This is a genomic window from Mesorhizobium sp. LjRoot246, assembly GCF_964254115.1.
GTDB lineage: Bacteria > Pseudomonadota > Alphaproteobacteria > Rhizobiales > Rhizobiaceae > Mesorhizobium.
In genome coordinates this window covers 1,426,826-1,444,782 of the sequence record NZ_CAXUSN020000001.1, presented here as the reverse complement: position 1 = coordinate 1,444,782, position 17,957 = coordinate 1,426,826, and the positions used below count along the sequence as shown (strand labels likewise).

The 17,957-nt window shown below is 63.1% G+C and carries 16 protein-coding genes; 9 read left to right on the top strand and 7 right to left on the bottom strand.

Annotation, left to right across the window (positions count from 1 at the left end):
* The first annotated feature begins 71 nt into the window (after positions 1-71).
* Positions 72-668, top strand: coding sequence for a TetR/AcrR family transcriptional regulator (locus ACSQ3L_RS06820; RefSeq protein WP_436159250.1), 597 nt, complete (start codon positions 72-74; stop codon positions 666-668).
* A gap of 33 nt (positions 669-701) precedes the next feature.
* Here the strand turns inward: ACSQ3L_RS06820 and ACSQ3L_RS06815 are convergent, their stop codons facing one another.
* The 3 genes from ACSQ3L_RS06815 to ACSQ3L_RS06805 all read right to left on the bottom strand — a co-directional run bounded on the left by ACSQ3L_RS06815 (position 702) and on the right by ACSQ3L_RS06805 (position 3,939).
* The gene (locus ACSQ3L_RS06815) at positions 702-1,832 is read right to left on the bottom strand and encodes a patatin-like phospholipase family protein (protein WP_436159249.1); all 1,131 of its coding nucleotides are present in this window, start codon (positions 1,830-1,832) and stop codon (positions 702-704) included.
* Positions 1,833-1,881: 49 nt separating this feature from the next.
* Positions 1,882-2,715, bottom strand: coding sequence for a 3-hydroxybutyrate dehydrogenase (locus tag ACSQ3L_RS06810; protein ID WP_436159248.1), 834 nt, complete (start codon positions 2,713-2,715; stop codon positions 1,882-1,884).
* Between the two features lie 135 nt (positions 2,716-2,850).
* On the bottom strand, positions 2,851-3,939 hold the full coding sequence (locus ACSQ3L_RS06805) for a citrate synthase/methylcitrate synthase (protein WP_436159247.1): 1,089 nt from the start codon (positions 3,937-3,939) through the stop codon (positions 2,851-2,853).
* Between the two features lie 93 nt (positions 3,940-4,032).
* Here ACSQ3L_RS06805 and ACSQ3L_RS06800 point away from each other — a divergent pair, with 93 nt between their 5' ends.
* Positions 4,033-5,172, top strand: a complete 1,140-nt coding sequence (locus ACSQ3L_RS06800) for a citrate synthase (RefSeq protein ID WP_436159246.1) — start codon at positions 4,033-4,035, stop codon at positions 5,170-5,172.
* Between the two features lie 89 nt (positions 5,173-5,261).
* On the opposite strand, the gene phaR is transcribed toward ACSQ3L_RS06800, so the two are convergent.
* Complete coding sequence (phaR, locus tag ACSQ3L_RS06795) at positions 5,262-5,873, bottom strand: polyhydroxyalkanoate synthesis repressor PhaR (RefSeq protein WP_436159245.1); 612 nt, start codon at positions 5,871-5,873, stop codon at positions 5,262-5,264.
* 298 nt (positions 5,874-6,171) lie between these two features.
* Between phaR and ACSQ3L_RS06790 the strand changes: the two genes are divergently transcribed.
* From ACSQ3L_RS06790 to ACSQ3L_RS06765, 6 genes are all read left to right on the top strand, one after another.
* Positions 6,172-7,350, top strand: a complete 1,179-nt coding sequence (locus tag ACSQ3L_RS06790) for an acetyl-CoA C-acetyltransferase (protein ID WP_436159244.1) — start codon at positions 6,172-6,174, stop codon at positions 7,348-7,350.
* A 126-nt stretch (positions 7,351-7,476) separates the two neighbouring features.
* On the top strand, positions 7,477-8,202 hold the full coding sequence (gene phbB / locus ACSQ3L_RS06785) for an acetoacetyl-CoA reductase (RefSeq protein WP_436159243.1): 726 nt from the start codon (positions 7,477-7,479) through the stop codon (positions 8,200-8,202).
* Between the two features lie 691 nt (positions 8,203-8,893).
* Positions 8,894-12,319 (top strand): helicase-related protein, encoded by a 3,426-nt coding sequence (locus ACSQ3L_RS06780; protein ID WP_436159242.1) that lies wholly within the window; start codon positions 8,894-8,896, stop codon positions 12,317-12,319.
* Between the two features lie 16 nt (positions 12,320-12,335).
* Entirely contained in the window at positions 12,336-12,722 is a 387-nt protein-coding gene (locus tag ACSQ3L_RS06775) for an RNA-binding S4 domain-containing protein (RefSeq protein ID WP_436159241.1), read from the top strand.
* 236 nt (positions 12,723-12,958) lie between these two features.
* The gene (fdxA, locus tag ACSQ3L_RS06770) at positions 12,959-13,297 is read left to right on the top strand and encodes a ferredoxin FdxA (RefSeq protein ID WP_095487362.1); all 339 of its coding nucleotides are present in this window, start codon (positions 12,959-12,961) and stop codon (positions 13,295-13,297) included.
* Between the two features lie 367 nt (positions 13,298-13,664).
* On the top strand, positions 13,665-14,246 hold the full coding sequence (locus tag ACSQ3L_RS06765) for a CarD family transcriptional regulator (protein WP_006327799.1): 582 nt from the start codon (positions 13,665-13,667) through the stop codon (positions 14,244-14,246).
* 116 nt (positions 14,247-14,362) lie between these two features.
* Here the strand turns inward: ACSQ3L_RS06765 and ACSQ3L_RS06760 are convergent, their stop codons facing one another.
* From ACSQ3L_RS06760 to ACSQ3L_RS06750, 3 genes are all read right to left on the bottom strand, one after another.
* Entirely contained in the window at positions 14,363-15,154 is a 792-nt protein-coding gene (locus tag ACSQ3L_RS06760; RefSeq protein WP_436159240.1) for an amino acid ABC transporter ATP-binding protein, read from the bottom strand.
* Positions 15,151-15,831, bottom strand: a complete 681-nt coding sequence (locus ACSQ3L_RS06755) for an amino acid ABC transporter permease (RefSeq protein ID WP_095089467.1) — start codon at positions 15,829-15,831, stop codon at positions 15,151-15,153. Before ACSQ3L_RS06755 ends, ACSQ3L_RS06760 begins: the two co-directional genes overlap by 4 nt.
* 139 nt (positions 15,832-15,970) lie before the next feature.
* Positions 15,971-16,744, bottom strand: coding sequence for an amino acid ABC transporter substrate-binding protein (locus tag ACSQ3L_RS06750; RefSeq protein ID WP_436159239.1), 774 nt, complete (start codon positions 16,742-16,744; stop codon positions 15,971-15,973).
* 327 nt (positions 16,745-17,071) lie between these two features.
* Here ACSQ3L_RS06750 and ACSQ3L_RS06745 point away from each other — a divergent pair, with 327 nt between their 5' ends.
* Positions 17,072-17,935, top strand: coding sequence for an RNA polymerase factor sigma-32 (locus tag ACSQ3L_RS06745; protein WP_436159238.1), 864 nt, complete (start codon positions 17,072-17,074; stop codon positions 17,933-17,935).
* The last annotated feature ends 22 nt before the right edge of the window (positions 17,936-17,957 follow it).

Sequence of the window (17,957 nt, the reverse complement as noted above, 5' to 3'; positions counted from 1 at the left end):
GCTTTGTCCCGATACAGATTGACAAATTCCGTCATTTTGTCAATTGAGATTTAGCAAGGTATTATTGCTCCATGAATCAGATCGAAGACATTGCCGCGACCGACCCCAAACGCCTCCGTATCCTGGACGGGGCGATGAAGGTTTTTTTGGCCTATGGCTTCTCCCGCACCACCATGGACGACATCGCCCGCGCCGCCGATATGTCGCGCCCGGCGCTCTATCTCTTGTTCAAGAACAAGACCGACATTTTCCGCGCCATCGCCATGATGATCCTGTCGCGCTCGGTCGAGGCGGCCAAAATGGCCCTGGCCGGCGACGGCGCTTTCACCGAGCGCATGATGCGGGCCATCGACGAGGCATTCATCTCGATGATGGGCGCGGTCGTTGCCTCGCCGCATGGCGCCGAACTGCTGGACATGAAATCGAGCCTTGGCGATCTGGTCGGCTGCTGGCGCGGCGGGCTTGGGAAACACATCGCCACCGCGATCGAAGGCGAGGCAGCCAGGAACGGCGTCGATCTGGCGGCCAGGGGCCTGTCGACGCAACTGCTTGCCGACATGCTGCTCGATGGGCTGGAAGGCATGAAGGCGCGAATCAGAGATCCGGAGGGGCAGCGGCAGGCGGCCGCTGCCCTGATCAGGGTGATTGATCTGACCTTGAAAGCATGATCGCGGACCAATCGATGCACATCGATTGGTCGCTCAGGCCCGACGGCGAACCACCTCGGGATTCTTGCGCACAGCGAGGAATTCCTTGACCCGCCGTCCAGGAGCCGGACCGCGCACCGGCTTGAAGCCGTCATCGAGTTCACCGGAGAGATCGAGCGTCGGGTGCTTGCCGACGGCATCGTAATTCTCTTCCAGCCAGTCGCTGGCGGCGGTGCGGCCGAGATCTCTGAGATAGCTCAGGAACGCCCATTCGGCATTGACCTTCGAGGACGCCGACAGGTCCTTGAACGCTTCATCGGCATCGATGCGATGCATGCGAATGTCGCGATATTCGCCATGCGGCAGACGGCCGGCGGCGATCAGCTCCTTGACGAAGGCAATCGAGCGGAATTCGCGCAGCAGCCCGGCGTTGAAGGTGATCTCGTCGATGCGGTTCTGGATCTCGTTAGCGCTTCTTGGTGTTCCCTCTCGCACCACTGGATTGATCTGCACCAAAAGCACGTCCTCGGTCGCGGCCGTCTTGAAGAACGGATAGAGCGCCGGATTGCCGCCATAACCGCCGTCCCAGTAGGGCACGCCCTTGATCTCGACGGCGCGGAACAGTTGCGGCAGGCAGGCCGAGGCCATCACCGTGTCCAGGTCGATCTCGCCGTCGGAAAAGACGCGCAACTGTCCGGTCTCGACATTGGTCGCCGAAATGAACAGCTCCATAGACTTGCAGGCGCGGACATTCTCGAAATTGATCTCCTCCGCGACGACGTCGCGCAGCGGGTTGAGGCCGAGCGGGTTGGCGACATAGGGCGAGAACACCCGCGACATGGTGTCGAAGAAGACATAGCCCGGCGTGTTCTCGATCGACCAGTTGCCCCAGGCGACATCCCACGGCATGCGCTGCACCGGGCTGAACCGGCCCTTGGCCGCCACCGCACGCCAGAAATCGTCGAGTTTTTGCCGCGCGCCGTCAACTCCGCCGCGGACGAAACCGTCGGCCAGCGCCACCGCGTTCATGGCGCCGGCACTGGTGCCGGACACGGCTGATAGCTCCAGCCTGCCGTCCTCCAGCAGCCGGTCGAGCACGCCCCAGGAAAAGGCTCCGTGCGAGCCGCCCCCCTGAAGCGCGATGTTGATCTTCTTCGTCTCCTCCGCCTTGCCGTTTTTGGTCATGGCGTCGTCCTTGATCTGTCCGTTTGGGGTGATGGGAAAATTTTAGGCCTCACGCGGCGGTCCAGCCGCCGTCGACGGAGAGATGGGTGCCGTTGACCTGTGCCGCCGCGTCCGAACACAGGAACACCGTTGCTGCCGCGATCTGCTCGACCGTGACGAATTCCTTGGTCGGCTGCTTGTCCAGCATGACCTCGCGGATGACGGTCTCCCGGTCCATGTTGTGGGCTTTCATCTGGTCGGGGATCTGCGCCTCGACCAGCGGCGTCAGCACATAGCCCGGGCAGATGGCGTTGCAGGTGATTTTTTCACGCGCCAGCTCGAGGGCGACCGTCTTGGTCAATCCCATGATGCCGTGCTTGGCCGAAACGTAGGCCGACTTGAACGGCGAGGCGACCAAGCCGTGCGCCGAGGCGATGTTGACGATCCGGCCGCCGCCGGCCTGTTTCATCAGCGGAATTGCGGCTGCGATGGTGTGGAACGCCGACGACAGGTTGATGGCGATGATGGCGTCCCACTTCTCGGTTGGAAACTCCTCCACCGGCGCGACATACTGGATGCCGGCATTGTTGACGAGAATATCGACCGCCCCCAATGTCTCGGCCGCCCTGGCGATCAGCGCCCGGCATTCGGCAGACTTGGACATGTCGGCCTTGATGTAGGCGGTCTTCACTCCGTGCTGTTTGGCGATCGAATCGGCGATGGCGTGGTCGGCGGCCGTATCGGAGAAGGAGTTGACGACGATGTTATGGCCTTCGGCCGCCAGCGCCTGGGCGATGGCCAGGCCGATGCCCGATGTGGAGCCGGTGACAACTGCGGTTTTTCTGGCGGCCAAGGGCGGAATCCTCTGATTGCGGCAAGAGCGGTCTATGTTGCAGTGCAGCATATATGCTCAATGCGACGCAATAACAGCGGCCAGAATTTTTCGACGAGATGAAATTTTCGTCATGAGCGGCCGCATGGCCGCTCGCCAGGATGGTACCGGTCGGACCGCCCGTCGCTCGACGGGCGCCGAAAAGCTTCAGGCAACCAGGTCCGGCACCGGCCCGATATAGCGCGACTGCGGACGGATCAGCCGTCCGGTCGTCTGCTGCTCGCGCGCATGGCCGATCCAGCCTGCGACGCGCCCGGCAGCGAAGACGTTGCTGAATGCCTCCTCCGGAAAACCCGCCGCTTCCAAAAGCAGCGCGGTGTAGAACTCGACATTGGTCTGCAGCGAGCGCGATGGCTTGGCGACCCGCAGCACGTCGAGCGCCGCTTGTTCTACTGTCTCCGCGAAGGCCAGCCGGCGACCGGTTTCGCCCTCGCCGCCGAGTTGCCGCACCACCGCCTTCAGCACATCGGCGCGCGGATCGCGCACGCGGTAGATGCGATGTCCGAAGCCCATGATCCGCTCGCCATGCGCGACCTCGTCGCGCAGCCAGCCGGCGGCATCGCCATGCGCGGCAATCGCATCCAGCATCTCGATCACCGGGCCTGGTGCGCCGCCATGCAGCGGCCCTTTGAGCGCGCCAAGCCCGGCCAGCACGGACGACGTCAGGCCGGCCTGTGTCGACGCCACCACGCGCGTCGCAAAGGTCGATGCGTTGAGGCCATGGTCGCAGACGGTTACCAGATAGGTGTCGAGCGCTTTCGCCATCGCTGGCGAGGCGGCGTCGCCGCTCAGCATCCTCAACATGTCGGCGGCATGATCGGCCCCGCTGTCGGGCGCGATCGGCTGCTCGCCGCGCCGCAGGCGCAGCAGGGCCGGTGTTAGTACCGCAGGCGCCGCGATCAGCAGCAAGGCGTCGCTCAGCGTGTCGCCGTCCGGCAGTAGCGCCATTCCGGCGCGCATGGCGCTATAGACATGCAGCGACGCCAGCAATGGCAGCGACGGCAGAAGTCGTTCGAACACGTCCGCACGCGCTTGGCCCAGCGCCTGTGTCAGTTCCGCATCGCCGGGAAGGTCGTCGAAAAAGCCATCCAGCAGCAGCCGAACGACCTGGGCGTAACGCCAGCGGCCGGCCAATTCCGGTAGCGAATGACCTCGGATCGTCAAACGGCCGCCCAGACCATCCACATCGGACAAGACTGTTTCCGCCACCACCACGTCATCGAGCCCATTCGTCATAGCTTTGTCTCCTTGAAGCATTTCCGGATCGGAGATAAGGCTGGGCAACATATCCATCAATCTTGATCAATAGAATCAATATCAGAGTTCGATATGTCCGAATGGTTGTCCCGGGAAGAAGCGCTTGATCGCCTCAAGGTGCGGGCGCAGACGCTGTACGCCTATGTCAGCCGCGGGCGCATCGGCATGCGGCCCGACACTGCCGATCCGCGCCGCAGCCAATATCGTGCCGACGACATAGCCATGCTGGCAACGCGGAGGGCACGCGGGAGGAGCCCCTCGGCCATCGCCGAAAGTGCGATCGCCTGGGGCGAGCCGTCGATCGCAACGGCGATTTCGACCGTCTCGCATGGTCGACTCATCTATCGCGGGCGGGACGCTGGAACGCTCTCCGCGCACGCCACACTGGAAGAGGCCGCTGCCGTCCTGTGGGCCTTGCCGGAACCGGTGGCTTTCGAAGCACCGTCGCCGGACGCGCCTCGCCAGGCTGGCCGGGCCGCGGCCTTTGCGCAACTTGCCGTCCTTGCCGGCCAGGGACGCCCCTCGCTTGGGCGCAACGCAGCCTCGCTGCATGCCGATGCCGCGCAAGCTGTGGGCGTGCTGGCCAGCGCGCTGGGCGCACCGGCAGGACCAGGTCCGGTCCATCGGCGGCTGGCACAGGACTGGTCGGTAGGCGCGACCGGAGCGGAAACGATACGCCGCGCGCTTGTCCTGTTTGCCGATCACGAACTGAACGCATCGACCTTTGCCGCGCGCGTCGCAGCCTCGACCGGCGCGTCGCTGGCGGCATGTCTGCTGGCGGGACTGGCGACACTATCAGGACCGCGCCATGGCGGCGCCGCCGATGCGGTGATGCAGCTGGCGGACGATGCCGCGCGGTACGGCGCTGACGCGGCTCTCCGCCGCTGGCTCGATCATGATCGGCCGTTGCCGGGCTTCGGCCACCCGCTCTACCCCGATGGCGATGCCAGGGCGGCTGCATTGCTGGCAACGGTTGCTGTCGATCAGGTCTTGCAGTCGCTACGCGACGCCGCCTTTGCAGCAACCGGCGCGCTCCCCAATATCGACTTTGCCCTCGCCGCGCTGACGCGCAGCCTTGGCTTGCCGCGCGACGCGCCGTTCCGCCTGTTCGCGCTCGCACGCAGCGTCGGCTGGTCCGCGCACGCCATCGAACAGATAACCAGCGGAGGCCTGATCAGACCGCGCGGCCGCTATGTGGGAATGCTTCCATAGAGCATGATCCCGTGACTACCGGTTTCGGGAAAGACCGTGCTCGAACAAACAGATAGAGGTTGCCGATCGGATCTTTCGATCCGATCGTCTCACGACATGGTGTCGAGTTTGCGCTGCATGGCCGCGATCTGGTCCTTCAGTTCCTGAAGGTCGTCGGGCTTGTCAGCCGTTTCCTTCCTGGCCGGCTCGGGCGTAGGCGTGGCGGCTGGTGCTGTGCCGGCCGGCGGAAACGGCGTGAACAACCGCATCGCATTCTGGAACATCTCCATGTTGCGGCGCGTTTGCTCCTCCAGCGCCTTGATCGGCGTGGTGATCTTCATCATGTCGAGCGGCGACTTGCCGAGCGCACCCTTCATCTGCTCGCGAAAGCGTTCCTGCTCCTTGGAGAAGGCGAGCATCGACTGTTCAAGGAAGCTCGGCACGATCATCTGCATCTGGTCGCCGTAATAGGCGATCAGCTGGCGCAGGAACGGGATCGGCAGCATGTTCTGCCCGTCCTTGTTCTCCAGTTCGAAGATGATCTGGGTCAGCACCGGATGCGTGATGTCATCGCCGGTCTTGGCGTCCTGGACGGTGAACTCCTCGCCCTTCTTGACCATCTCGGCCAGATCCTCGAGCGTCACATAGGTGCTGGTGCCGGTGTTGTAGAGGCGGCGATTGGCGTATTTCTTGATAATGATCGGATCGTCTTTCGCGGCCATCTGGATCCTCCCGGGACACCGGCGCGCCGAGAGAAAGCTCGCCGGTAACGATTGTGCCTTTTTTGAGGATATGCGCAAAAGCTCCACAATTCCAAGCAGTTTGTGCACTGCGGGATCACTAAATGCTGCATAGCAGGCAAAATATGCTGCGCAGCAATGGATGGAGTGCCGCGTTCGCAAGGCGTGACCTGCTTGCCGCGCGTGGACCCCATGCCCATTTCCGGTTTGACTTGGGGTTGGGAAAGGGCAAGAAAAGTCCCCAACGACAGAACAACACCCTTGAAGTCTGGAGAAGAAAATGTCCGCTTCCATCGTCATTGCCAGTGCGGCGCGCACGCCGGTCGGCTCCTTCAACGGCGCCTTCGCCGCCACCCCGGCGCATGAGCTCGGCGCCGTCGTCATCAGGGAGTTACTGTCGCGTGCCGGTGTCGAACCAGGCGAGGTCGACGAGGTCATCCTCGGTCAGGTGCTGACCGCCGCGCAAGGGCAGAACCCGGCCCGCCAGGCATCGATCAATGCCGGCCTGCCCAAGGAAACCACCGCCTGGGGCCTCAATCAGGTTTGTGGCTCGGGCCTGCGCGCCATTGCGCTCGGCATGCAGCAGATCGCCACCGGCGATGCCAAGGTGATCATCGCAGGCGGCCAGGAGTCGATGTCGCTTTCGACGCATGCCCAGCACTTGCGCGCCGGCGTCAAGATGGGCGACTTCAAGCTGATCGACACCATGATCAAGGACGGACTGTGGGATGCCTTCAACGGCTATCACATGGGCAACACCGCCGAAAACGTCGCGCGTCAGTTCCAGATCACCCGCGAAGACCAGGACCAGTTCGCGCTTGCCTCGCAGAACAAGGCCGAGGCCGCGCAGAAGGCCGGCAAGTTCAAGGACGAGATCGTCGCCGTCACCCTCAAGGGCAAGAAGGGCGACACCATCGTCGACCAGGACGAATACATCCGCCACGGCGCCACGCTCGACGCCATGACCAAGCTGAAGCCGGCCTTCGACAAGGACGGCACCGTGACCGCCGCCAACGCCTCCGGCATCAATGACGGCGCCGCCGGCGCATTGCTGATGAGCGAAGCGGAAGCGGTGAGGCGCGGCATCGCCCCGCTGGCACGCATCGTGTCATGGGCAACCGCCGGCGTCGATCCGCAGATCATGGGCACCGGACCTATTCCCGCCTCGCGTAAGGCATTGGAAAAGGCCGGCTGGTCGGTCGGCGATCTCGACCTGATCGAGGCCAACGAGGCCTTTGCCGCGCAGGCCTGCGCCGTCAACAAGGACATGGGCTGGGATCCCTCGATCGTCAACGTCAATGGCGGCGCCATTGCCATCGGCCATCCGATCGGTGCTTCGGGTGCTCGCGTCTTCAACACGCTGGTCTTCGAGATGCGCCGGCGTGGCGCCAAGAAGGGGCTGGCGACCCTATGCATCGGCGGCGGCATGGGCGTCGCGATGTGCGTGGAAGCGCTCTAAAAGAGAAGTGAATAGCGAATAGGGAGTAGCCAATAGGGAAGAATGGCGTCAGCGCGACGGGGCATCAAATCCCACTTGCTATTCGCTACTCCCTATTCGCTCTCCCGACCAAAGGGAGGAGAGCGCATGACCAAGGTAGCAATCGTCACAGGCGGATCGCGCGGTATCGGCGCGGCGATCTCGATCGCATTGAAGACCGTCGGCTATTCGGTTGCCGCGAACTATGCCGGCAACGACGCCGCGGCGGCGAAATTCAAGGCCGAGACCGGCATTCCGGTCTACAAATGGTCGGTCGCCGACTATGATGCCTGCGCCGCCGGCATCAAGCAGGTCGAGGCCGATCTCGGCCCGGTTTCGGTGCTGGTCAACAATGCCGGCATCACCCGCGACGCCATGTTCCACAAGCTCACGCGCGAACAGTGGAAAGAGGTCATCGACACCAACCTGTCCGGCGTCTTCAACATGACGCATCCGCTGTGGAGTGGTATGCGCGACCGCAAGTTCGGCCGCGTCATCACCATCTCCTCGATCAACGGCCAGAAGGGCCAAGCCGGCCAAGTCAACTATTCCGCCGCCAAGGCCGGCGACATCGGGTTCAGCAAAGCTCTCGCTCAAGAGGGAGCTCGAGCCGGCATCACCGTCAACGTTATCTGCCCCGGCTACATCGCCACCGAAATGGTCAAGGCGATCGACGAGAAGGTGCTCAACGACCGCATCATTCCGCAGATCCCTGTCGGCCGCCTCGGCGAACCGGAAGAGATCGCGCGCTGCGTCGTCTTCCTCGCATCCGAAGATGCGGGCTTCATCACCGGTTCGACCATCACGGCCAATGGCGGCCAGTATTTCGTCTGACGACGCGGCGATATAGCGGCAGATCGACGGGCCGGGGCATACCGGCCCGTCCGTCGTCGCCAACCTGTCCTCTCGACATGATCCAATCTGGCACGCAGAGTTAACAGTTGCGGCTGCCCTGTGCGAAACCATGTCCCCAGCCTGTGGATTCTCGGTGGATAAGCTGTTCACAACACAAGATATTGGGGTGAACAAACAGGGAAAATTGAGCCAACGCTGATTCGTCGTCGATTCGTTCCTGCTTTGACCGGAACGTTAACAGCGAAGCCCGAAATCACCTTCCAAATGCTTAAGGCATGTTAGGAAAAGTAAACAATTTCATAATCTTGGGCTAGGCACGCCAAGCCGTCATGATCCTTTACCGGCAAAGATTAACGGCGACGCTCGCCCTGCATGAATCGGGCCAGTTCGGCGATTCAGCATGTGGTGAGTTCAGTGGCCAAAAAATCCACATGTAGCCGTGAACAAAAGCTGAATCTGCGGGAGTCACTGATTCGTCGCCGATTCGTTCCAGACTCGTTCTATCCGTTAATCCGCGAGCGATCTGGAGCTTGACACGAACGACTTCGAGCCGAGGGTGGAACATTCCGCTTTCGCTTCGCGCCCGAAATCCCTATGTGTCGCCTGTCATACGCGCCACGCGAGGCACGCTCCCGACAACCAGAGGCCAGAAAGCCTTAGTTCCAGGTCGATGAACATCCAGCCCAAACACTCCGAGCCGCTGATCCTGTCGGGCCGCGACGTGACCGCCGTGCTTGGGCCGACCAACACCGGCAAGACCCATCTCGCCATCGAGCGCATGGTGGCGCACGACAGCGGCATCATCGGCTTGCCGCTCAGGCTGCTGGCGCGCGAAGTCTACGCCCGCGTCTGCGAAAAGGTCGGCGCCCACAAGGTCGCGCTCATCACCGGCGAGGAAAAGATCCAGCCGGCAGGCGCCAGATATTCGGTCTGCACGGTCGAGGCCATGCCGCGCGAGACCGACGCCGCCTTCGTCGCCATCGACGAGGTTCAGCTCGCCGGCGACCTCGAGCGCGGCCACATCTTCACCGACCGCATCCTGCATCTGCGTGGCCGCCAGGAGACGCTGCTGCTCGGTGCAGCCACCATGCACGGCATCCTGCAGCGCTTGCTGAGAGGTGTCTCGGTGGTGACGCGGCCGAGACTGTCGCATCTTGCCTATGCCGGCTCCAAGAAGCTGACCCGCCTGCCGCGGCGCACGGCGATCGTCGCCTTCTCGGCCGATGAGGTCTACGCCATCGCCGAACTGATCCGCCGCCAGCAGGGTGGTGCGGCGGTCGTGCTCGGCGCGCTTTCGCCGCGCACCCGCAACGCCCAGGTGGCGCTGTTCCAGTCCGGCGATGTCGACTATCTCATCGCAACCGACGCCATCGGCATGGGCCTCAACCTCGATCTCGACCACGTCGCCTTCGCCCAGAACCGCAAATTCGACGGCTATCAGTATCGCAACCTGACCGCAGCCGAGCTTGGCCAGATCGCCGGCCGCGCCGGCCGGCATCTGCGTGACGGCACCTTCGGCGTCACCGGCCAGGTCGACCCGCTGGACGAGGAGCTGATCAGGAAGATCGAAGGCCATGAATTCGATCCGGTGAAGGTGCTGCAATGGCGCACCGCGCATTTCGACTTCGCCAGCCTTGATGCGCTGAAGCGCTCGATCGAGACCAACGCCCCGGTCGAGGGGTTGACGCGGGCATTGCCTGCCGTCGACGCGCAGGCGCTCGAGCATCTGTCGCGCGACGAGGACATCCGCGCACTCGCCACCAATGCCAAACGCGTGGCGCTGCTGTGGGAAGCCTGCGCGCTGCCCGACTACCGCAAGATCGCACCGGCCCAGCATGCCGACCTCATCGCCTCGATCTACACCGACCTCGCACGCCACGGCCATGTCGACGAGAATTACATGGCCGAGCAGGTGCGCCGCGCCGACACCACCGAGGGCGACATCGACACGCTGTCGCATCGCATTGCACAGATCCGCACCTGGACATTCGTGTCGAACCGGCCCGGCTGGCTGGCCGATCAGGCACACTGGCAGGAAAAGACGCGCGAAATCGAAGACAGATTGTCGGATGCGCTGCATGAGCGGTTGACGAAACGCTTCGTAGACCGCAGGACTTCCGTCCTCATGCGGCGCCTTAGAGAAAATACCATGCCTGAAGCCGAAATTAGTCCTACCGGAACCGTCCTTGTCGAAGGCCACCATGTCGGCGAGCTGCAAGGGTTCCGCTTCACCGCCGACCAGACCGCCGGCGGCGAAGACGCCAAGGCGGTGCGCACCGCCGCCCAGAAGGCGCTGGCAGCCGAGTTCGAAGCGCGCGCCGAACGCTTCGGCGCCTGCGCCAACGGCGACATCGCGCTTGGCTCGGACGGTACGCTGCGCTGGATCGGCGCGCCGATCGGCACGCTGGTATCAGGCGAGGACGCGCTGAAGCCGCGCTTGGTGCTGCTGGCCGACGAGCAATTGACCGGCCCGGCCCGCGACAAGGTCGCCGCGCGTGCCGAGCGCTTCGTCAATTTCCAGATCGAAACGCTGCTGAAGCAGCTGGTCGATCTGAAGAACGCCGACCAGATTTCCGGCATCGGCCGCGGTATCGCCTTCCAGCTGGTCGAGAATTTCGGCCTCATCAACCGCCGCGACATCGCCGAAGAGATGAAGTCGCTCGACCAGGAAGGTCGCGCGGCACTTCGCCGGCTTGGCGTGCGCTTCGGCGCCTATCATGTCTTCGTGCCGGCGCTGATCAAACCGGCGCCCGCCGGGCTGGTGACGCTGCTGTGGGCGCTGAAGAACGACGGCAAGGACAAGCCAGGTTTTGGCGACGTGGTCCATGCGCTCGCCTCCGGCCGCACCTCGGTGGTCATCGATCCTGCCTTCGACAAGACCTTCTACAAGCTCGCCGGCTATCGCAATCTCGGCCGCCGCGCCGTGCGCATCGACATCCTGGAACGGCTGGCCGACCTGATCCGCCCGGCGACCAACTGGAAGCCCGGTCTCGGCCAGCGTCCGGACGGCGCCTACGATGGCCAGTCCTTCATGGTGACGCCTCCGATGATGTCGATCCTCGGCGCCACCGCCGACGACATGGAAGAGATCCTGAAGGGTCTCGGCTACCGTGCCGAGCCGAAGCCGGCCGTCGAGGTCAAGGCGCGGCTCGAAGCACAAGACAATGCCGCGCGCGAAGCGGCTGCGGCCAAGCTGGCAGCGGAAGAGGCTGCAAAAGCCGAGCAGGCCATGGCGGTCGAAGCCGCAGCAACGGATGCCGCAGCAGAGGCAGTAGTCGAGGGTCCGGAGCCGACGTCGGACGCAGTGGCCGTTTCGGAAACGGCCGAAACTCCAGTCGAAATCATCGCTGACGCTGCCGCAGCAGAACCGGCCGTGGAAGAACAGGCGGACGCTCCGGTCGAAACCGTGCAGGACGAGGCGCCGGTAGCCGAGACGATGGCCGAAGCCGCTGAACCTGCGCCGGTTGAACCGCAGGCAGAGGCTGAAGCTGCCGAAATTGAAGCCGCACCGGCAGAAGAAGCCGCACCAGCCGAGCTGGCGTCAGAAGCCGTGCCCGCAACGGACGCGGCGCCGGACGAACCTGCAGCGGTGACTGAAGCTGCTGTCGAGGAGCCTGTACCGGAAGCCGAAGCGCCAAAACCCATCCTGTTGTGGCGTCAGGGCCGTTTCGAACAGCGCCCGCGCAACCGCGACGACAACCGCAGGAACAATCGCCCACGCAACGGACAAGGGCGCGGCCGAGGCGACGCACCCACGGATGCCGCTGGCGCAGCGGCCGCAGTTGCACCCGGAGAACGCCCAGCCCATGAAGGCCGGCGCGATGGAGCCGGCAAGCCGCGCTTCGATCGCTCGAAGTTCAAGCCCAAGCCGCAGGCGGAAGGTGAACAGCGGCGTGACGGCCGGCCGCAAGGTGAGCGCCCCGACCGCCGTGAAGGCCGGCCCGACTGGAAGGGTGGCAGGCAGGATGGCAAGGGTGGTCCGCAAGCCGGAAAGCCCGCTTTCCAGCCAAAGCCGCGCGAGGAGCGCCCGGTGCGCTTCGATCCGGACTCGCCCTTCGCCAAGCTCGCCGCTTTGCGCGACCAGCTGAAGAAGTAGAACCCGGCTCGCTTCGATGGTTGCTGAAGGCCGCCAGCGTATCGACAAATGGCTGTTCTTCTCGCGCGCCGTGAAATCGCGCTCGCTGGCGGCAAAGCTGGTGGTTGCCGGCCGGGTCCGCATCAATCGCGACAAAGCAGCGCAGGCCTCCGATCTGGTCAAGCCTGGCGACGTGCTGACCATCACACTTGAGCGGCGAATCTTCGTCTGGAAGGTGCTCGGGGCCGGGGTGCGGCGCGGCCCGGCCGACGAGGCCCGCACGCTCTATGAAGATATCTCGCCACCGTCCGCGCCGAAAGGCGAAGCCCCTCCAGATGCAATTCCAGCGCTGCGCGAGGCCGGCAGCGGCCGCCCAACCAAGAAGGAACGCCGCCAGACCGACCGCTTGCTTGGCGAAGACTGATGCCTGGCGCCCAAGAACACGCGGCGGTTTTGGGACAGCGACATGCCCGAGGCTAAAACTGAACCCGGCAAACAAGACACTCCGCGGGACATGATCGACTTCCGCCGGGCCTGCCGTCTGGAATTCCATTCCGAAAACACTGGCACCGCCCGCAATGGCTACCCTTGCAAGCAGCCGATAAAGGCGTTACCTGACGGAAAAAGCCCAACAAAAATGGGACGTCCCGGAGCCGACCGATGACCTATGTCGTGACCGACAATTGCATCAAATGCAAATACATGGACTGCATCGAGGTCTGTCCGGTCGACTGTTTCTACGAAGGCGAGAACATGCTCGTCATCCATCCCGACGAGTGCATCGACTGCGGCGTCTGCGAACCGGAATGCCCGGCCGACGCGATCAAGCCCGACACCGAGCCCGGTCTCGACAAATGGCTGCAGATCAACACCGAATACGCCGACAAATGGCCCAACATCACCGCCAAGAAGGAGCCTCCGGCAGACGCCAAATCCTTTGATGGCGAAGCCGGCAAGTTCGAGAAATACTTCTCCGCCGAGCCCGGCGAAGGCGATTGACAACACGGCCGCGATGGCCGGTATTGCGCGACGTAAGAGACGCGCCACATTAACCGCCTTGACAAGCGGCGTCGGCCTGTGGCCTTCGCCGATGCAGCAAAACCTTGATTCTTCCGACTTTTTGTGTTACATCAGCCAAACATGCCGGTGACACAACGTCGATTTATGGCGCAGACGCCCCAAATCACTGAAAGGTGAAGATCCCATTCCGGACCAGAGCGATCTGGGCCAGGCGGTCGCGATATTGCGTTTGCCGGTCCGGCTTTTCCGGTGGGTTCATCTGTTGTGCGGCTAACGGTCGGTTCCCCCGATCGCGCGAGTTCGGGCCGGCAGGACGCCGGTACCACAACAAGGAGTTCAGGGCGTAATGGCAACGATCACCCCGCAGAAGAAGTCCACCGCTGCGCGTCACGGTTTCAAGACCGGCGAGTACATCGTCTATCCGGCGCATGGCGTCGGTCAGATCGTGTCGATCGACGAGCAGGAAGTTGCTGGACACAAGCTGGAACTGTTCGTCATCGACTTCCAGAAGGACAAGATGCGCCTGAAGGTGCCGGTTGCCAAGGCGACCTCCATCGGCATGCGCAAGCTGTCGGAAGAAGATTACGTCGAGCGCGCGCTGAAGGTCGTGCAGGGCCGCGCCCGCGTCAAGCGCACCATGTGGTCGCGCCGTGCCCAGGAATATGATGCGAAGATCAATTCGGGCGACCTGATCTCGATCTCGGAAGTCGTGCGCGACCTCTACCGCGCCGACAACCAGCCGGAGCAGTCCTATTCCGAGCGTCAGCTTTACGAGGCGGCACTCGACCGCATGGCCCGCGAGATCGCGGCCGTCAACCGCATGTCGGAAACCGAAGCCGTGCGCCTGATCGAGGTCAACCTCAACAAGGGTCCTAAGCGCGGTGCCAAGGCCGACAATGAGGAAGCCGAGCAGGAAGAAGCTGCCTGAGCTTTTTTCCGTCTTTGAATTCATGAAAAACCCGGCGACGCGCCGGGTTTTTCATTGCAGATCACCCTCCCCTTGCGGGAAGGGTCGCTGCGAAGCAGCGGGGGTACAGCGCCAACCTACGAAGAAATCGTCCCTGCCCCCTCGCCGCCGCCTTCCCTCTCCGCCTCCTGCTTCAGCGTCGCAATAAACCGTTTGGTCCGTTGCCGCTCCGGATTGTTGAACAGCACCGCGGCTGGCCCCTTCTCGACGACGACACCGGCATCGAGGAACACCACTTCCTGGGCGATCTTGGAGGCGAGGCGCAGATCATGCGTTGCCATCACCATGGTCGTGCCTTCGCTGGCAAGCTTGCCAAGCACGTCCACCACCTCTTGCGCTAGTTCGGGGTCGAGCGCCGAAGTCGGCTCGTCGCAGAGCAGTACTTTCGGCGACGGCGCCAAAGCGCGAGCGATCGCCACGCGCTGCTGCTGGCCGCCTGACAGGGTCGCCGGCCAGGCGTCGGCCTTGTGCGCCATGCCGACCTTTTCCAGCAAGGCAAGCGCCCGCTCGCGCGCCCGCTCCGTCGGCCATTTCAGCACCGTCACCAGCCCTTCCATGACATTTTCGATCGCGGTGCGGTGCGGAAACAGCTGAAAATTCTGGAACACCATGCCGGTCTGCAGGCGAAGGCGCTGGATATCCTTGGCCGGAACCCTGCCTCCAGGATGGAATTCGAGCGTCTCGTCGCCGATACGCACCGTGCCCGAGGTCGGAATTTCCAACAGGTTGATGCAGCGCAGCAGGGTGCTTTTTCCCCCGCCCGAAGGGCCGACCAGCGCCGTGACGCTGCCTTCGGCAATGGTAACGGTCACGCCCTTCAGCACGAGATTGTCACCGAAGCGCTTTTCGATGTTGGTGAGGCCGATCATGAGCGTGCCTCCAGGAAGCCGCCATAGCGGTTGAGCCGTTCTTCCAGCCGCGTCTGCAAGGCCGAGAGCACCGAGCTCATCGCCAGATAGAGGATCGCCGCCTCGACATAGAGGATCAGCGGCTCATAGGTGGTGGCGACGATGCGCTGCGCCGCCTGGAACATTTCCGGCACGGTTATCGCGGCCGCCAGCGACGTGTCCTTGACCAGTGAGATGAAGGTGTTGGAGAGCGGCGGCACCGCGACCCGGCCGGCTTGTGGGAGAATCGTGCGCCGCATCGCCTGGCTCCAGGTCATGCCGATCGAATAGGCGGCTTCCCACTGGCCTTTCGGCACCGAGCCTATGGCCGCGCGGATGATTTCCGACGTGTAGGCGCCGATGTTGAGCGTGAAGCCGATCAACGCCGCCGTGAAGGCGTCAAGCAGGATGCCGACCGACGGCAGGCCGTAGAAAATCAGGAATAGCTGCACCAGGAGCGGCGTACCGCGAAAGATCCAGACATAGAAGCGCACAAGCGCGACCAATGGCTTGGGGCCGAACAGCCGGGCAAGTGCTGCACCGAGGCCAACCGTCAAGCCAAGAACGAAAGACAACAGCGTCAGCGGCACGGTGAAGATCAGCGCCGCCCACAGGAGCGAAGGCAGCGACTCCAGCATCAGTTGCAGCCAGTGCGGCACGTAAAACCCTCCAAATGGTCGAGGCAGTCTAGTCAAGGCGCGAATGCGCCAGCCATATCGCGCGAAAAGCGACGAGCCGTCAAAGACGGCTCGCCGCTGGATATGTCTCATGGGCCGGAGACCGGCCCACCTCACCGAACTACTTCGAAACGTCCTGGCCGAAATAGGTGTCGGCGATCTTCTTATAGGTGCCGTCGGCCTTGATGTCGGCCAACGCCTTGTTGATCGCGGCGACCAGCTCCGGATCGCCCTTGCGCACGATGACGCCGGAATAGTCGGCGTTTTCCTCTTGCGCGGCAATCTTCACATTGGCGTCGGGCTTGTGTTTCTTGAAGTCGAGGAATGACAGGCTGTCGTTGATGGTGGCGTCGGCACGGCCGGTCAAAAGCAGCTGGATCGACTGGTCGAAGCCATCGGTGCCGACCAGCTCGGCGCCGTTCGTTTCGGCAAGCTTGCCGAAATTCGAGGTCAGCGACTGTGCCGCCTTCTTGCCCTTGAGATCGGCGAAGGTCTTGATGTCGGTGTTGTCGCCGCGCACGATCAGCACCGCCTTGGAGGCGATGTAGGGATCGGAGAAGTCGTACTTGGCCTTGCGCGCGTCGGTAATGCCGACCTCGTTGATGACGGCGTCGTAGCGATTGGCGTCGAGACCGGCGATCAGTCCGTCCCACTTGCCTTCGAGGAACTCGGCCTGGACGCCGAGCTTGTCGGCGATCGCCTTGGCAATTTCGACGTCGAAGCCGACCAGCGCACCGGACGTGTTATGGTAGGTGAACGGTGCATACGTGCCTTCCGTACCGATCTTGATGACACCGGCGTGCTTGATCTGGTCGAGATTGGGACCGGCATGACCTGATGCGACAGCCAGGGCCTGCAGCGTTCCGGCAACGATGAGCGACTTGAGCCATTTCATTTTTCTGTGATCCCGTCCTTGGCCGGATATCCGGCATGTTGTGAGCGCTGGAAACTGACAGATGCAGGTCGAGAAAATAAGGAACAGAATTTCAAAAACACCACGTTTCTGAAATCAGATTCTCGTAACAGCGTTTTTCGGTCGCAATCGGCACCATCGCGGATCATCCTCGCAGTCCCTCGGGCGACACAATCCATCCACCACGGTCGCGGAACCTTTCTCGCGCATGGCAGTTTTGGCTGTTCTAGGGCACGGCGCCGCCATTTCAACCCGGACGTCAGCCAAGTTTGCGAAGTCATCCGCATCACCCGAGCCAGGGAGCGCCTCATGATGGAAGACACGGCAGGACGGATCATGGTCCGCGCGGCAATGAAGGCTCCCTACCTCGAACGTGACGAAGAGCATCGACTTGCATTGCTCTGGAAAGAGGACAACGACCAGAACGCGCTGCACAGCATCACCGTCGCCCATATGCGGCTGGTCATTTCCATGGCCTCCAAATTCCGCCATTACGGCCTGCCGCTTGGCGACCTGGTCCAGGAGGGCCATGTCGGCCTGCTTGAGGCCGCCGCCCGCTTCGAGCCGGAGCGCGAAGTGCGGTTCTCGACCTACGCCACGTGGTGGATCCGCGCCTCGATGCAGGACTACATCCTGCGCAACTGGTCGATCGTGCGCGGCGGCACAAGCTCGGCGCAGAAGGCACTGTTCTTCAATCTGCGACGTCTGCGCGCCCGGCTGGCGAATGGCGCGGAGCCGTTGTCCAACGCGGCGCTCTATCGTGAGGTATCGGAGGCACTCGGCGTCTCCGAAGCCGATGTGGCGATGATGGATTCGCGGCTGTCGGCACCCGACTCCTCGCTCAACATGCCGATAGCCGACGATGCGGGCTCGACCGAGCGGATGGATTTCCTGGTCTCGGACGATCCTTTGCCCGACGAGGTCGTCGGCGATACGATCGATGTCGAGCGCCGTTCTGTGTGGTTGAAGGCGGCGCTCGCCGCCCTCAACGCGCGCGAACTCCGGATCATCGAGCAACGCCGGCTGAGCGACGAGGGAGCAACGCTCGAGGCGCTTGGCGAGACGCTTGGCATCTCCAAGGAACGCGTCCGCCAGATCGAGGCCCGCGCCATGGAAAAGCTCAAGGTCGCGCTGGTAAAGCAGAACCCGGAATTTTTGGCGACTGCCGCCTGACGCCCCGACGCAGGGCGACCGG